This is a genomic window from Acinetobacter sp. 2JN-4, from assembly GCF_003687745.1.
GTDB lineage: Bacteria > Pseudomonadota > Gammaproteobacteria > Pseudomonadales > Moraxellaceae > Acinetobacter > Acinetobacter halotolerans.
The window spans coordinates 236,284-250,895 of sequence record NZ_RDNY01000002.1 but is presented as its reverse complement, the minus strand read 5'-3'; the positions used below and the strand labels follow the sequence as shown (position 1 = coordinate 250,895).

Annotated in this window: 11 protein-coding genes and 2 tRNA genes; 8 read left to right on the top strand and 5 right to left on the bottom strand. The window is 42.7% G+C overall.

Annotated elements, in window-relative coordinates:
- Positions 1 to 29: 29 nt before the first annotated feature.
- From EAH57_RS04095 to EAH57_RS04080, 4 genes are all read right to left on the bottom strand, one after another.
- A tRNA-Glu gene (locus EAH57_RS04095) sits at positions 30 to 105 on the bottom strand.
- Positions 106 to 223: 118 nt separating this feature from the next.
- Positions 224 to 299: transfer RNA gene (locus EAH57_RS04090), tRNA-Ala, on the bottom strand.
- 57 nt (positions 300 to 356) lie between these two features.
- Positions 357 to 1,865 carry a glutamate--tRNA ligase gene (gltX, locus tag EAH57_RS04085; protein WP_121928945.1) on the bottom strand — a complete coding sequence of 503 codons (1,509 nt, stop codon included), beginning with the start codon at positions 1,863 to 1,865 and terminating at the stop codon, positions 357 to 359.
- Between the two features lie 104 nt (positions 1,866 to 1,969).
- On the bottom strand, positions 1,970 to 2,275 hold the full coding sequence (locus tag EAH57_RS04080) for a DUF4179 domain-containing protein (RefSeq protein WP_121928944.1): 306 nt from the start codon (positions 2,273 to 2,275) through the stop codon (positions 1,970 to 1,972).
- Positions 2,276 to 2,682: 407 nt separating this feature from the next.
- Here EAH57_RS04080 and EAH57_RS04075 point away from each other — a divergent pair, with 407 nt between their 5' ends.
- From EAH57_RS04075 to EAH57_RS04040, 8 genes are all read left to right on the top strand, one after another.
- The gene (locus EAH57_RS04075) at positions 2,683 to 3,675 is read left to right on the top strand and encodes a sulfate ABC transporter substrate-binding protein (RefSeq protein ID WP_121928943.1); all 993 of its coding nucleotides are present in this window, start codon (positions 2,683 to 2,685) and stop codon (positions 3,673 to 3,675) included.
- 197 nt (positions 3,676 to 3,872) lie between these two features.
- Positions 3,873 to 4,796 carry a 16S rRNA (cytosine(1402)-N(4))-methyltransferase RsmH gene (gene rsmH / locus EAH57_RS04070; protein WP_121928942.1) on the top strand — a complete coding sequence of 308 codons (924 nt, stop codon included), beginning with the start codon at positions 3,873 to 3,875 and terminating at the stop codon, positions 4,794 to 4,796.
- Entirely contained in the window at positions 4,796 to 5,134 is a 339-nt protein-coding gene (locus EAH57_RS04065) for a cell division protein FtsL (protein WP_004673228.1), read from the top strand. The genes rsmH and EAH57_RS04065 overlap by 1 nt, the downstream gene beginning before the upstream one ends.
- Positions 5,135 to 5,144: 10 nt before the next feature.
- The gene (gene ftsI, locus EAH57_RS04060; protein WP_121928941.1) at positions 5,145 to 6,977 is read left to right on the top strand and encodes a penicillin-binding protein PBP3; all 1,833 of its coding nucleotides are present in this window, start codon (positions 5,145 to 5,147) and stop codon (positions 6,975 to 6,977) included.
- A gap of 3 nt (positions 6,978 to 6,980) precedes the next feature.
- Positions 6,981 to 8,480, top strand: a complete 1,500-nt coding sequence (locus tag EAH57_RS04055) for a UDP-N-acetylmuramoyl-L-alanyl-D-glutamate--2,6-diaminopimelate ligase (protein WP_121928940.1) — start codon at positions 6,981 to 6,983, stop codon at positions 8,478 to 8,480.
- Between the two features lie 23 nt (positions 8,481 to 8,503).
- Entirely contained in the window at positions 8,504 to 9,901 is a 1,398-nt protein-coding gene (locus EAH57_RS04050; RefSeq protein ID WP_121928939.1) for a UDP-N-acetylmuramoyl-tripeptide--D-alanyl-D-alanine ligase, read from the top strand.
- Entirely contained in the window at positions 9,902 to 11,020 is a 1,119-nt protein-coding gene (gene mraY / locus EAH57_RS04045; protein ID WP_005193873.1) for a phospho-N-acetylmuramoyl-pentapeptide-transferase, read from the top strand. It begins immediately after the preceding gene.
- Positions 11,021 to 11,080: 60 nt separating this feature from the next.
- Positions 11,081 to 11,899: a putative RNA methyltransferase gene (locus EAH57_RS04040; RefSeq protein WP_121928938.1), complete on the top strand. Its 819-nt coding sequence runs from the start codon at positions 11,081 to 11,083 to the stop codon at positions 11,897 to 11,899.
- A 25-nt stretch (positions 11,900 to 11,924) separates the two neighbouring features.
- On the opposite strand, the gene ponA is transcribed toward EAH57_RS04040, so the two are convergent.
- Positions 11,925 to 14,507, bottom strand: coding sequence for a penicillin-binding protein PBP1a (ponA, locus tag EAH57_RS04035; protein WP_121928937.1), 2,583 nt, complete (start codon positions 14,505 to 14,507; stop codon positions 11,925 to 11,927).
- Positions 14,508 to 14,612: the final 105 nt, after the last annotated feature.

The window sequence follows — 14,612 nt, the reverse complement described above, 5'->3', positions numbered from 1 at the left end:
AAAAATATAATTATTAGATAAACAGAATATGGCGTCCCTACGGGGATTCGAACCCCGGTTACCGCCGTGAAAGGGCGATGTCCTAGGCCTCTAGACGATAGGGACAGATGAGGCATTTGTGTGCAACAAAATATTGCAAACTTTTAAACTGAGCTTGCCTGCGCACAGCGGAGCTGTTTGCTTAAATTTTAAGGAAAAGTTTTACTTTTCTAATCTTAAAATTTGGTGGAGCCAAGCGGGATCGAACCGCTGACCTCTACAATGCCATTGTAGCGCTCTACCAACTGAGCTATGGCCCCAGTTTGTGTGAGGCAATATTAGGAGGATTGCACTCACACGTCAATGATTATGTTGGATTAACTTTCACTATTTGCATCATTTTTCGGCAATTTTAGCGATTCATTTAATTTTTCCCACACTTTAAGTTCTTTCTTGCTTGGCGAACCTACAATTTCTAAAGCATGGCGTAAACGCGCAAAAGTTAAATCAGGACCAATCGTCACCATCGCTTGCATCACAGGGGTTGAGCTGGTTGAACCTGCAATGGCAATAAAAAAGGCAGGCATGAAATCACGCAATTTAATTTCCATTTGATTTGCCAAGTCCATCAGTGTTTGGCTCACCGTGTCGTTGTTCCATGTGAACTGGCTTTCTAAGCGCCAAATCGCGAACTGTAAGCTTTGACGAACTTGTTCTTCAGTCAATTTTTTGCTTTCAAATTGTTCTTTGCTGATTTGTGGCATGTGATTGAAGTAAAAACCTGCCCAATTCACAGCTTCTGACAACAAGTTGATTCGCGGTTGAATCGCAGCAGCAATCTCTTCTAAAGTCTTTGGATCATTTTTCCATGTCAATAAACGTTCTAATAATTTTGCAGGTGTGAGTGCCTTAATCCATTGACCATTCAACCAATTCAGTTTTTCAACATCAAAGATTGGACCACCCAGTGAAACACGTTGTACGTCAAAGTTGTCCACCATGTCTTGCAGCGTGAATACTTCACGCTCGTCAGGCATCGACCAACCCATACGACCTAAATAGTTCAATAGAGCTTCAGGCAAGACCCCAATATCACGATAGTAGTTGATCGAGGTTGGGTTTTTACGTTTTGAAAGTTTTGATTTGTCTGGGTTCCGCAATAAAGGCATATGGCACAGCGCAGGCATATCCCAGCCAAAATATTGATACAATAACTGGTGTTTCGGTGCAGAAGGGAGCCATTCTTCGCCGCGTAACACGTGGGTGATTTCCATCAAATGATCATCCACGACGTTTGCAAGGTGATAGGTTGGCAAGCCATCTGTTTTTAGCAAAACTTGCATATCGACTTGTGCCCATGGAATTTCGACTTCGCCACGTAACATATCATTGATTTTACAAATACCTTGTTCAGGCACTTTCATGCGGATGACATGTGGTTCACCTGCTGCAAGACGACGTTGAACTTCTTCTTGTGAGAGTTTTAAACCACGGCCGTCATATTTTGGTGTTTCACCACGTGCTTGTTGTTCTGCACGCATTTGATCGAGTTCTTCTGCGGTTGCAAAACAGTAGAACGCATGACCTTTTTCAACCAATTCAAGTGCATATTGCTTATAAATGCCCATACGTTCAGATTGGCGATATGGGGCATGTGGGCCACCCACATCTGGGCCTTCTGACCAATTTAAGCCTAACCAGCGTAAAGAATCTAAAATCATCTTTTCAGATTCAGGTGTTGAACGAAGCTGATCCGTATCTTCGATACGTAAAATGAATTCACCACCGTGCTGTTTAGCAAAACATAAATTAAATAATGCAATATAGGCAGTGCCTACATGAGGAAAGCCTGTAGGAGAGGGCGCAATGCGAGTACGAACTGTCATAAGTGATCGGCGTTTAAATTAGAATTTGAACTATTATAACGAAAAAGCCTAGTCACGGTATGACTAGGCTCATTTAAACATGAGATGAATTACGTATTTAATCGTTAAGAACTATGTGGTTGGAATATGGTTTGCACAAAACGAGAAAAACGTTCATGTTGACTGGCAAAAAAAGTTTGAGTCGGTGTTGTACGAATACTATTCAACATTTTTAATTCATCATCTGTTGCAGATAATGATAATGAAGTATTGCGTTTTTGCTGATCGAGCGCTTTAACGATCGGTGAAGTCGTCTTGTCTAGCGTTTTTAAACTGTTATTTTCTTTAATCGCAGCTGCATGCCCAACAGATATAGAACAAGTTAAAAATAAACTTAGGCATAGTGCTTTTTTCAACTCTAATGCTCGCATTGCTCACATCCCCTTTTGATTTCTGGTCTATCAAGGCCAACCAAATAACTAATAATTTGCTTTATAGATACAATTTAAACATAAAAAATAATAAAAAAGTAGAACTGCGTCACACTTTTTACAAAAAATCTAAAATTTAGCCACGCCGTTATATATGTTTATAACAGTGTTGCTGCTTTGTACACAATACAAATTTAGCAAGCAAATGTGTAGAAAGCGTGGAGGCCCTCACTTTTCAAATGTTAGCTCACAATGCCTCATTGTACATTTATAGAGCAATAGATATCTTGTGGCGGTATATCTTAAAAGCAGAATAACAATCTACTTATTAATATAACTACATGATTGTAAAGGTATTTGATACTAAATATAGTGCTTATAAATGGGGTCTGATGAGTAAGAAATAAATGAAAATAGTAATAACAACTTTTTTGCTGTTGGGTTTAACCAGCGTAGCCCAAGCAGCGACAGCCTTTCTAAATGTATCTTATGATCCAACGCGTGAGTTTTATCAAGAATATAATCAGGCATTTGGACAGTACTGGAAGCAAAGAACAGGTCAAGACGTTAATTTTAAACAGTCGCATGGTGGGTCGGGTAAGCAAGCTCGATCCGTGATCGATGGTCTACAAGCAGATGTAGTGACTTTAGCACTTGCCAATGATATCGATGAAATAGCGAATGCTGGTTTAATTCGAAAAGATTGGCAAAAACAATTTAAAAATAATTCTGCACCTTATACTTCAACGATTGTCTTTTTAGTTCGCAAAGGCAATCCAAAGCATATTCGTGATTGGAATGACTTAACTAAAGATGGCGTTGAAATTATTACTCCAAATCCTAAAACAGGCGGTGCGCCGCGTTGGATTTATTTATCTGCTTGGGGGTATGCATTAAAACAACCCGCTGGAAATGATGCAAAAGCGCGTGAGTTAGTCAAAAAACTTTACCATAACGTCAAAGTTCTAGACTCAGGTGCACGTGGTTCCTTAACGACTTTTGCTGAACGTGGTATTGGTGATGTGCTGTTATCTTGGGAAAATGAAGCGTTATTGGCAACTCAAGGTTTGGGAAAAGATAAATTTGAAATCATTTATCCCTCTATTTCGATTTTGGCAGAGCCTTCTGTTGCAGTCGTCGATAAAACAGTAGATAAAAATGGAAATCGTCATTTAGCGCGTGGCTACTTAAACTTCCTTTATTCCCCTTTGGGACAAGAGCTTGCGGCGAAACATTACTTCCGCCCACGTCATCCGCAAGTCGCAGCAAAATATGCAGCGCAATTTCCGAAGATTCAATTGTTCAATATTAATCAGGTGTTTGGTGGATGGGAAAAAGCGCAAAAAACACATTTTGTGAATGGTGCAGTTTTTGACCAAATATATTCTCAAAAGCGATAGAACTAAGCGTCGCCACTTTGAACGGCTTAAGTGCAAAAGCAAATACGCGAGGTATTTGCTTTTTTATTGAATGGAAAATGAGAAGAAAACGGTTTTACCTATGAAAAGTTAAGAATTCTCTACAAAAAGTCGTTTGGTACTGGCATAAAACAAGGTGATAATGTGCAGTTACATTTTTAGCTGTTGATTTATCTACTATGTCGCATATTTCTGTCTTACTTCACGAAACCATTGATGGCGTTTTGGCAGGTCGCGACTCCGGTGTTTTTGTTGATGCTACCTTTGGGCGTGGCGGTCATACCAAATTATTGCTCTCAAAATTAGATCAAAATGCACGTGTTTACGGATTTGATAAAGATCCTCAAGCGCTTGAAGTCGCAGCACAATTAGAACAAGAAGATCCTCGATTTAAAATTATTCATGCTAGTTTTGCAGATATACAATCTGAACTAGCCAAGATCGGTATTACTGAAGTCGATGGCATCATGGCCGATTTAGGCGTGTCTTCACCACAGCTTGATCAAGCAGAGCGTGGTTTTAGTTTTATGAAGGATGGACCATTGGATATGCGGATGGACAATTCGCAAGGTCCAACTGCGGCAGAATGGTTGTTGAAAATTGAAGAAGAACAACTCGCCAATATTATCTATCAATACGGTGAAGAGCGTTATAGTCGCCGTATTGCCAAAGCGATTAAAGCAGCAGGTGAAATTACCACTACTGCGCAGCTCGCAGAAATTGTTAAAGTTGCCCATCCAAAATGGGAAAAGCATAAACACGCTGCCACGCGAACCTTTCAGGCGATTCGCATTGCCTTAAATAAAGAGCTGGATGATATTGAGGTATTTTTACCGCAAGCGGTAGAATTGTTGAAAGCTCAAGGGCAATTAGCTGTGATCAGTTTCCATTCTTTAGAAGATCGTCTAATTAAGCAGTTTATTCAAAAAGAATCGACTCTAGCTGAAGATCATGGCTGGGGCATGCCGCAACAACGCGTTGATACGCGACGCTTAAAGAAAGTGTCTCGGATTCGTGCGAGTGAAGCTGAAGTGAAAGAAAATCCTCGCTCTCGTAGTGCATGGCTGCGCGTTGCAGAGCGTATAGAGCAAAAAGGCAAATAATGAACAATAAAAATGATGACGAGGTTCTACCAAACAGCAAAAATGGACTGAAAAAAGTCGTTGTTTATGCTGTACTTGTTGCACTGGTCTTCACGAGTGCAATGATGGTGGTGTTTCAAGTATTTGAATATCGTCATGACTATCGTGACTTGAGTGCATATATGCGTGAAAGAGATGATTTAAATGCTGAATGGGGGCGTCTGCTTATTGAGCAGCAAACCTTTGGTGCAACGGCACAGATTGGTTCACGTGCGGTTACGCAACTCCGCATGTTCTCACCACCCGCGGCACAAACCGTTGTGATTTCTTTACCTACGACCTCGAAGCAAGATAAATAAGGCATGCTGTATGGCAGATAAGCGAAGTAAACCGATACGAAGAAAACAGCAGTCTATTTCGGCAAAACCAACACTTGCTTTGGATATGTGGCGGTTTTATTTGCTTTGGGGTGTGGTACTGCTTTGTTTTGTGGTTCTGGTGGCACGTGCATTTTATGTGCAAGTGGTCAATAAAGACTTTTTGCAAAACAAGGCCAATGCCAATATTTTACGGACTGAACGTCTAGAAGCGATGCGTGGTGTGATTAGTGATCGTCACGGTGTGCCGCTGGCAATCAGTACGCCGATTATGAAAATCGTGATTGACCCAAGAGATTATTGGGATGCCAAAAAACAATTTAATGAAATTACTGAAGAACTCAAAAAAGATCCAACCAATCGCCGCCTAAAACGTCAATTGCCCAATAAAAACTTAAACTTAGATGAATTGGCTGATGCGGTTGGGATTGACCGTAAAGTTTTAAAGCAACAAATGAATGATCGGGCTCGTTCACGTTATTTGGTATTGCAAAAAGAGATTCCACCGCAACAAGCAGATTTAATTTTAAAGCGCAATTTTCAGGGTGTTTATACTGAGAAAAGTTATAAACGTTATTACCCTCAGCCTCAAGCAAATGCACAAATTATTGGTTTGACCAATAGTGAAGGCACGGGTATCGAAGGCTTAGAAATGCAGTTGAATACACGACTGGCAGGGGTTGATGGCGAACAGAAGATTATCCGTGATAAAAAAGGCAATCGCCTCAAAGTTTCTGAAGTGATCAAAGAGGTCGAATCAGGCGAAAACATCACCCTGAGTATCGATTCACGATTGCAATATATTATGTATCGCGAGTTGACTGCCGCGGGTGTTGCAAACAATGCACGTTCAGCCACAGCGATTGCTGTCGATGTCAAAACGGGTGAAATCTTGGCGATGACCAGTTGGCCATCTTATAACCCAAATGATAAGGGCGGGCTTTCAAATAAAGATGCCATGCGTAACCGTGGTGCGATTGATATGTTTGAACCGGGTTCAACCATGAAGCCATTTACCGTTGCTGCTGCATTAGAAAGCGGTCAATACACACCGAATTCAATTATCAATACCGCACCAGGATCGATGCGTTTGGGTTGGCATACCATTCGTGATACCCATAACTATGGTGCGCTGACATTGACAGGCGTGATTGTTAAATCATCAAATGTGGGTTCAGCGAAACTTGCCTTGTCTTTGCCTAAAGATGCTTTGCCGTCCTTTTTCCGTCGTGTCGGTTTTGGTCAGCGTTCGGATGTGAGATTTCCCGGTGAGAGTGCAGGTTTACTCTACTCTGGAGATAAGCTCAACTCTTCACAACTCGGAACGATGGCTTACGGTTATGGTTTGAATGCCACGATTTTACAGCTTGCACAAGGTTATGCGATGTTGGCGAATCATGGCATGGAAATGCCGTTGAGTTTGCATAAGCTAGAACATGCACCCGAAGGCAAACAGGTGCTTGACCCTAAAATTGCAGATCAAGTTTTGATGATGTTAGAACAGGTCACTTTACCGGGCGGAACTGCAAAACAAGCGGTGATTCCTGGTTATCGTGTTGGGGGTAAAACGGGGACAGCGCACAAACTTCGCGCTGACCGTAAGGGTTATTCAAATAATGAATACCGTGCTTTATTTGCGGGTGTTGCGCCTGTGAGTGATCCTCGTTTGGCAATGATCGTTGTCGTAGAAAATCCGCAGGGTCGCTACTATGGTGGTTTGGTCGCAGCGCCTGTTTTTGCCAAAATTATGCAAGAGTCCTTACGCTTACTCAATGTGCCTTTGGATAGACCACTAGATACTTCACCAACTCCAGTGCGCAGGTAAAAAATGTCGATTTTTTTTCAACAGATACACCCGATCAACATCGATGCAGCTTGGTCTGCGCAGCCTTTTAACGGTTTTTGTTTGGATAGCCGTAAGCTTGAAGCAGGGCAAATCTTTATTGCGTTGAATAGTTTTAGCCAAGCTGAGAAAACCCGCCAATTTGCCCAAAATGCATTGGATGCAGGTGCATTGGTGGTGATTAGTGAAACTGTGCTAGGTTTAGAAAAAGAGTGGACCTGCCCAACAGTCCGTCAGTTATTGGGCGAATGGCAAAAGCAATATTTGCAGCATGTTGATCCAATATCGATCTTACGCGGTATTGCAGTCACAGGCACCAATGGCAAAACCACAATTTCTCGTTTAATCGCGGAATTGGTGAGTTCACAAGGACAAGGCTGTGCGGTGATGGGGACCACGGGCAATGGTATTTTGCCGAATTTGACACCCTCCAGTCATACGACTTTAGATGCATTACAATTACAAAATGCACTGCATGCTTATGCCAAGCAGGGTGCAGCATTTGTTGCGTTAGAAGCAAGTTCTCATGGCTTGGAGCAAGGTCGTTTAAACGGCTGTGAGATTGAAATCGCGGTCTATAGTAATTTAAGTCGTGACCATTTGGATTATCACGGTACTTTAGAGGCTTATGCTGAAGCAAAAGCCTTGTTATTTAGATTTACCACCTTAAAAGCCGTGGTGATTAATGTAGACGATGCATATGCTGCCTTGATGTTAGATGCCGCCAAGGCCAATCCATCGCAACCTAAAATCTTGACCTATTCATTGACTCAAGCGAGCGCAGATTACCATATTGCTGATTTGCACTATCAATTGAGTGGTGCTCGTTTTACGCTGATTGCGCCAACTGGTTTATATTCAGTTCAAAGTCCATTGCTGGGACATTTTAATGTCGAGAATTTATTGGCAAGCTTAATTGCTGCGGAATATGCAGGTTTTGCTTTGGCTGATTTAGTACAGTTTGTTCCACAATTACAGGGTGCACCAGGTCGCATGCAAGTGATTCAGCATGCTGAGCGTTTATTCGTGGTCGATTATGCACATACTCCTGACGCTTTGATTCAAGTGTTGACGACTTTAAAGCGCCATGTCGCGGGTCAGCTTTGGGCGGTATTTGGTTGTGGGGGGGATCGTGATCGTGGTAAACGTCCATTGATGACGCAAGCGGCACTTGATCATGCCAATCCTGTAGTTTTGACTTCAGATAATCCACGGACTGAAAATCCAGAACAGATTTTTGCTGATATGAAGCAAGATATTGACTTTGCTGATCATGCGACGCATGAAATTCATGATCGCCGTGAAGCGATTAGATTTGTGGTTGAGCATGCACAAGCAGGAGATATTGTGGTGATCGCAGGAAAAGGACATGAAAACTATCAGGAAGTTGATGGCGTTCGTCATTGGTTTGATGATGTAGTAGAGGTGCAATCAGCAATTACTGCACAGCCACATTCGATACACTCAGCATATCCTGCGCAATAAGAGTCAAAAGGTAAATAACAAGTATGCACACCTCAACCACCAGTACAGTTCCATTAGAACCTTGGACAGCAGAACAATTACAACAAGCGACACAGGGTGAGTGGTATAACGCAAAACCTCTACAAGGTGAAATCAAGCGAATTTTGACAGACTCACGCCATGCTGAAGCAGGTGATGTTTTTCTTGCCTTGAAAGGTGAGCGTTTCGATGCACATGATTTTGTGGCACAAGTTGCGTCGCAGGGATGTCAAATGGCGATTGTTGAACGTCCAGTCGATGCTGATATTGTGCAGCTTGTGGTCAAAGATACGCGCTTGGCTTTGGGACATTTGGGGGCTTATCGTCGTCAACAGAACCCGCAACTTAAAGTGATTGCATTGACGGGCAGCAGTGGTAAAACCACGACTAAAGAGATGTTAGGCAGCATTCTGTCTCGTTTAGCGCCGACGTTGATTACCCGAGGTAACCTCAACAATGATTTAGGGGTGCCGATGATGTTGCTTGAATTGCGTCAAGAACATCGCTATGCCGTAATGGAGCTTGGGGCGAGTCATCAAGGTGAGATTGATTACACCTCAAATCTAGTGCAACCGCATGTGGCTGGCATTCTAAATATTGGAACAGCGCACTTAGGTGAGTTTGGTGGGCGAGAGGGTATTTGTCGCGCGAAGTCAGAAATTTATGCGCACATTTTGCCTCAAGGCACTGCGATCGTTCCTGCAAAGGATGATTATGCGGCAAGCATTCGTGAGAGTGCTCAAAAGCATCCAATTTTAAGTTTTGGTGAAGGTGGAGATATCTTTGTCACTGATGTTGAACTTCACCCTCAATTTTCACAGTTCCGTTTGCATACACCGCATGGTGTTCGCGCTGTGAATCTACCCTTTGCAGGTGCGCATAATGTGGAAAATGCAGCAGCAGCCACCGCATTTGCGTTGGCGATTGGGGTTGAACTCGATGATATTGTGCATGGCTTAGAACACGCACAAGGTGCAAAAGGTCGTTTGAATTTTATTCAACATCAACAGCACCTATTTATTGACGATACTTATAATGCTAATCCAACCTCAATGCGTGCAGCTGCGAATGTCCTATTGCAGCAGCAAGGTTTGAAAGTCATGGTCATGGGCGACATTGGTGAGCTTGGAGAATCAAGTTGGCAAGAACATCATGATTTAGGCCGAGATTTAACCAATTTGCCTTTAGATGCATTGGTTGTGGTCGGAGAGTTTGCTGAAGCAGCACAGCAGGGCTCGGCGAATGCCAAAACATTACATGCATTTGCCACACAAGCAGAGGCATTACCGTTTTTAATTAATTTAGTGCAAAGACATCAACCCCAGTCGATGAGTTTCCTCTTCAAAGGGTCCCGTTTCACCCACATGGAAACGTTGATGGCTGATTTGATGGAGAAAATTTAAATGTTGTTATGGTTATTTGAACAATTGGCGGGGTATAACAGCTCGTTCCAAGTTGTTCGTTATTTAACATTGCGTTCATTATTGAGTCTACTGACCGCGTTGGCAATTGGATTGGTTTTAGGACCGATCATGATTCGCAAATTACAAGCATTAAAATATGGTCAAGCGGTGAGCTCTTTTGCACCTGAAAATCATGCTAAGAAGATGGGAACGCCGACCATGGGGGGGATTCTCATTCTGCTCTCTATTGGTATTAGTACCCTGTTGTGGGCAGACCTATCCAACCCGTATGTTTGGATTGTTCTGGGGGTTATGGTGGTATTTGGGGCAGTCGGTTGGGCTGATGATTGGATTAAAGTCCGTTATAAAGACAATGCGGGTTTACCTGCTCGTAAAAAGTTTTTTTGGACTTCAGTTGCTTCATTAGGCGCTGGTATTGCCTTATATGTAATTGCAAAACAGCAAGATAGCGCTTTGCATACCGCGAATATGTTGGACTTATTGATTCCATTCTTTAAGAATCTTTCCATTCCACTTTCAGCGGTTCCACTTGGTTTAGCCTTTATTGCCTTTACTTATTTGGTGATCAATGGTGCATCTAACGCAGTCAATCTAACCGATGGTTTGGATGGTTTGGCGATTATGCCGATTGTGATGGTCGCGGCAGGTTTGGGTGTGTTTGCCTATTTGTCTGGTGATATTCGTTTTGCCAATTATCTACATATTCCCTATGTGAAATATACCTCAGAGCTTGTGGTGATTTGCTCAGCGATGATCGGTGCTGGTTTGGCCTTCCTTTGGTACAATGCCCACCCTGCTCAAGTATTTATGGGTGATGTCGGTGCTTTGGCGTTGGGTGCGATGCTCGGTACGATTGCAGTCATGGTTAGACAGGAAATTGTATTTGCGATTATGGGTGGTGTATTTGTTATGGAGGCCATCTCGGTATTCTTGCAGATTGGCTCATTGCGGATGCGAAACAAACGTGTATTCCTGATGGCGCCTCTACATCATCATTATGAAAAACAAGGCTGGAAGGAAACTCAAGTGGTGATTCGCTTCTGGATTATTACGATTTTCTTGGTGGTTTTAGGGTTAATGACGTTAAAATTACGTTAAGCCACGATTTAAAAAAGAAGCTGGTGAATACCAGCTTTTTTTATGCTTGGAGAAAAATAGATGAATTTGTTGATGTGTCCTGTTTGTCGCCAATCATTAAATTTGGTTGAAAATGCATGGCGATGTGATAATGGACATCATTATGATGTGGCGAAACAAGGCTATGTAAATCTGCATGTGGTGCAGCATAAGCATAGTAAAACGCCAGGGGATACGGCAGAGTCTGTGTTGGCACGCCGAGACTTCTTGCAAGCAGGTTTTTATCAGCCCTTACAACAAGCTGTGGTCGAGTTGCTACAACAGTTAAAACCAAAAGCTATTCTGGATATTGGCTGCGGCGAAGGCTACTACACCAGTGCTATGCAGCGTCATACTGAATACTGTATCGGTGTGGATATTGCCAAAACAGCAGTACAACGTGCGGCAAAATTAAATTCTGACGTGACTTGGGTGGTGGGGACTGGGGCAACTTTGCCTGTACGAGATTATTCGATTGATGTGTGTAGTAGTTTATTTAGCCCGATTCCACAAAATGAAATCGTGCGAGTGTTGAGTGATCAAGGTTATTTGATTGTGGTGACACCTGCACCTAAGCATCTATTCGCATTGCGTGAGGCGTTGTTCGAGCGGGTCAACTTGCATGAACCACAGAAGTTTATTGAACAGCTTGAGTCTCAACTTGAGCTGAAACAGCAGCGAGTTGTTGAAACCACAATGCAGTTAGATCAGCTCGCGCTCAGCAACTTAATTGCGATGACGCCCTATGCGTATAAAGCCAATCCAGAGCGACGGAAAGCACTTGAGCAACAACAGCAGTTCACCGTCAGCGCCGCCTTTCAGATTTATCTATTTCAGAAAAACAAACAGCCATCAAATTGATGGCTGTTTGGGCGTCGATGAACGATTATTGGATTTGATTAATTAAATTTTCAATTCCATCTCGCTCTCTTTGGCTATTTGGGTTTTGAGGGGGTGAATCCATCGTTGGTGGTTGTTTTCTCTCGGGTGTGATGGTGTTTTCACCGTTTTGAGTGGTACCAGATAAGTCAGAAAAATCACTTTGCGCTGAGCGCGTAGGTGCAGGTGGTGCAGGACGGTAAAGTGGGCGTGCGAGTGGTGGAGAAGCACGATATTCTTTGCGATCTTCGCTTTGCTGGATCTGTAATTGATCATGAGAAATAGGATCTTTTGCATCTTTATCCAATCGAACCCATGCAGATGGTGTATCTTTTAAAGCTTTGGCCATAAAGTTGGACCAAATTGGCAGTGCAGCAACGCCGCCATATTCTCGACGACCTAGTGTACGAGGCTGATCAAAACCGACCCATGTGATCGTAACCAACTTACCGTTAAAGCCTGCGAACCAAGCGTCTTTTGCATTATTGGTGGTTCCTGTTTTCCCACCTAAATCATCACGACCAATTTTAAGTGCAGCACGACCTGTACCATGTTGAATCACATCACGTAAAATATTGGCCATGTCATACGCCGAACTTGATTTTAAAATACGTTGCGCTTGACGATAATCACTATTGGTCTTGAACGGTTTCTCAGAGTTATTGGCGGTAAGCTGAGCTTCAGAAGTGGCATTAATATTGTCTAAGCTTTGGTTGGTGATTTCTGTCACCTGGGTGTTATTTGTATTTGATTGTGGGTCGCTCGCCTTTGCGTTGCCAATACAAGGAATGCACGCATATTCAGGCTTGGCACTATAAATCACTTTGCCATAAGCATCTTCTATTCGCTTAATAAAATGAGGCTGAACACGATAACCGCCATTTGCGAAGGTTGCATAACCCGTTGCCATCTGTACCGGCAAGACCTGTGGGGTTCCTAATGCAATGGTATAGTTGCGAGGAATCTGGTCATCCTGCAAACCAAAATCCATAAAGAGTTGGCGTGTCCGCTCGATCCCCACATTTTGTAGCAATCGTACCGATACGGTATTTCTGGATAAATATAAAGCACGACGTAAAGGAATCATACCTAAATAACGGCCATCTGAGTTTCTAGGCGACCATTTCCCAATAGTAATCGGGCTGTCATTGACCATACTATAAGGCGTCATGCCGCGCTCTAGGGCCAATGCATAGACAAAAGGCTTAATGGTCGAACCTGGTTGTCTCCACCCTTGAGTCGCACGGTTAAACTTCGATTGATAGAAATTATAACCACCGACAACAGCTTCGATCGCGCCATCATTTGGATTTATGGCAATGAGCTGCCCTTGTACTTTAGGGACTTGAACTAAAGACCAAACAGTTTTTTCTTTGTTGGGGCGTAAGCGGATAATATCTTTCACTTTGACGATTTGTGAGGCATTAGAGGGGGCGCCACCGACACTATTGGCATTGCGATATGGACGAATCCATGACATACCTGACCAGTTGACGGTCACAGTCGAGCCATCCTGCATGAGCGCATCAAAGGAATTGTTATTTACTTTTACCACTTGAGCTGGATAGGTGTTGGCATAAGCCATGAATTGATTGAGAGGTTGATCATGCGCTTCAGGGCCACGCCATCCATGACGACGGTCATAAGCTTCTAAACCATCTTGAAGAGCTTGCTCAGCATAACGTTGGCGATTGCTATCAATGGTGGTGTACACCTTGTAGCCTGAATCAATCGCTTGATCACCAAACTGTTTAACCAATTCTGAACGTACCATTTCACCTACGTATGGGAACACATTGCTGACTGAGCGGTCCACCATATTTAGATTGATCGGTTCTGCGACCGCTTTTTGATACTGAGCTTGATTGATATAGCCGAGCTGAAGCATGCGCCCTAAAATCCAATTACGGCGTTCAAGTGCACGTTGCGGGTTAGCAACAGGATTATATTTTGAAGGTGCTTTAGGTAAACCTGCAATCATTGCCATCTGTGCAATGCTGAGTTCATCGATATTTTTGTTGTAATAGATACGTGCAGCAGCAGCGATGCCATAGGAATTTTTACCTAAGAAGATCTTATTGACATAAGAACTTAAAATTTCTTGTTTGCTTAGATTTTGTTCAATTTTTCGTGCAAGAAAGACTTCAGTGAGTTTGCGTCTTAATGTTCGCTCAGGACTTAAATAATAATTCTTTGCCACTTGCATAGTAATGGTTGAGCCCCCAGTTTGGACATCAGATCCAGTTACAGATTCGGTTATCGCTCGCCCCAAACCTTTAAAACTAATCCCACTATGCTCGAAAAAGGAAGAATCTTCAGCGGCCAAAAAAGCATGAATAAATGTCGGTGGAATTTGCTCATATTCGACAGGAATGGAAAGTTTACCGCCATATTCTGCAATCAGCTTATTATCTGCCGTATAGACCTGCAATGGTTTTAACAGTGGTGCCTTTTTTAATGAACTCATATCTGGCAGTGATGGCGCGAGATAGAGATACATGCCATAAAATCCCATTGGAAGTGAGACTAAGATAATAATAATGATCAAAAAAAATGGGCGAACAATACCAGAACTGGATAGCTTTTTCATAATAAGTAAGTTTTAATAAGAGCGAATGACAAACTAATTGTGGTCAGTATATCCTTTAGACATACGGATTGTTAGATGGGTTATTGTATCCGTATTAATTAAAGA

Excerpts from the sequence above, each read along its gene's own strand:
- gltX (WP_121928945.1), bottom strand. The coding sequence starts at position 1,865 with ATGACAGTTCGTACTCGCATTGCGCCCTCTCCTACAGGCTTTCCTCAT.
- mraY (WP_005193873.1), top strand. The coding sequence starts at position 9,902 with ATGTTGTTATGGTTATTTGAACAATTGGCGGGGTATAACAGCTCGTTC.
- EAH57_RS04075 (WP_121928943.1), top strand. The coding sequence starts at position 2,683 with ATGAAAATAGTAATAACAACTTTTTTGCTGTTGGGTTTAACCAGCGTA.
- ftsI (WP_121928941.1), top strand. The coding sequence starts at position 5,145 with ATGGCAGATAAGCGAAGTAAACCGATACGAAGAAAACAGCAGTCTATT.
- ponA (WP_121928937.1), bottom strand. The coding sequence starts at position 14,507 with ATGAAAAAGCTATCCAGTTCTGGTATTGTTCGCCCATTTTTTTTGATC.
- EAH57_RS04080 (WP_121928944.1), bottom strand. The coding sequence starts at position 2,275 with ATGCGAGCATTAGAGTTGAAAAAAGCACTATGCCTAAGTTTATTTTTA.
- EAH57_RS04055 (WP_121928940.1), top strand. The coding sequence starts at position 6,981 with ATGTCGATTTTTTTTCAACAGATACACCCGATCAACATCGATGCAGCT.
- rsmH (WP_121928942.1), top strand. The coding sequence starts at position 3,873 with ATGTCGCATATTTCTGTCTTACTTCACGAAACCATTGATGGCGTTTTG.
- EAH57_RS04050 (WP_121928939.1), top strand. The coding sequence starts at position 8,504 with ATGCACACCTCAACCACCAGTACAGTTCCATTAGAACCTTGGACAGCA.
- EAH57_RS04040 (WP_121928938.1), top strand. The coding sequence starts at position 11,081 with ATGAATTTGTTGATGTGTCCTGTTTGTCGCCAATCATTAAATTTGGTT.
- EAH57_RS04065 (WP_004673228.1), top strand. The coding sequence starts at position 4,796 with ATGAACAATAAAAATGATGACGAGGTTCTACCAAACAGCAAAAATGGA.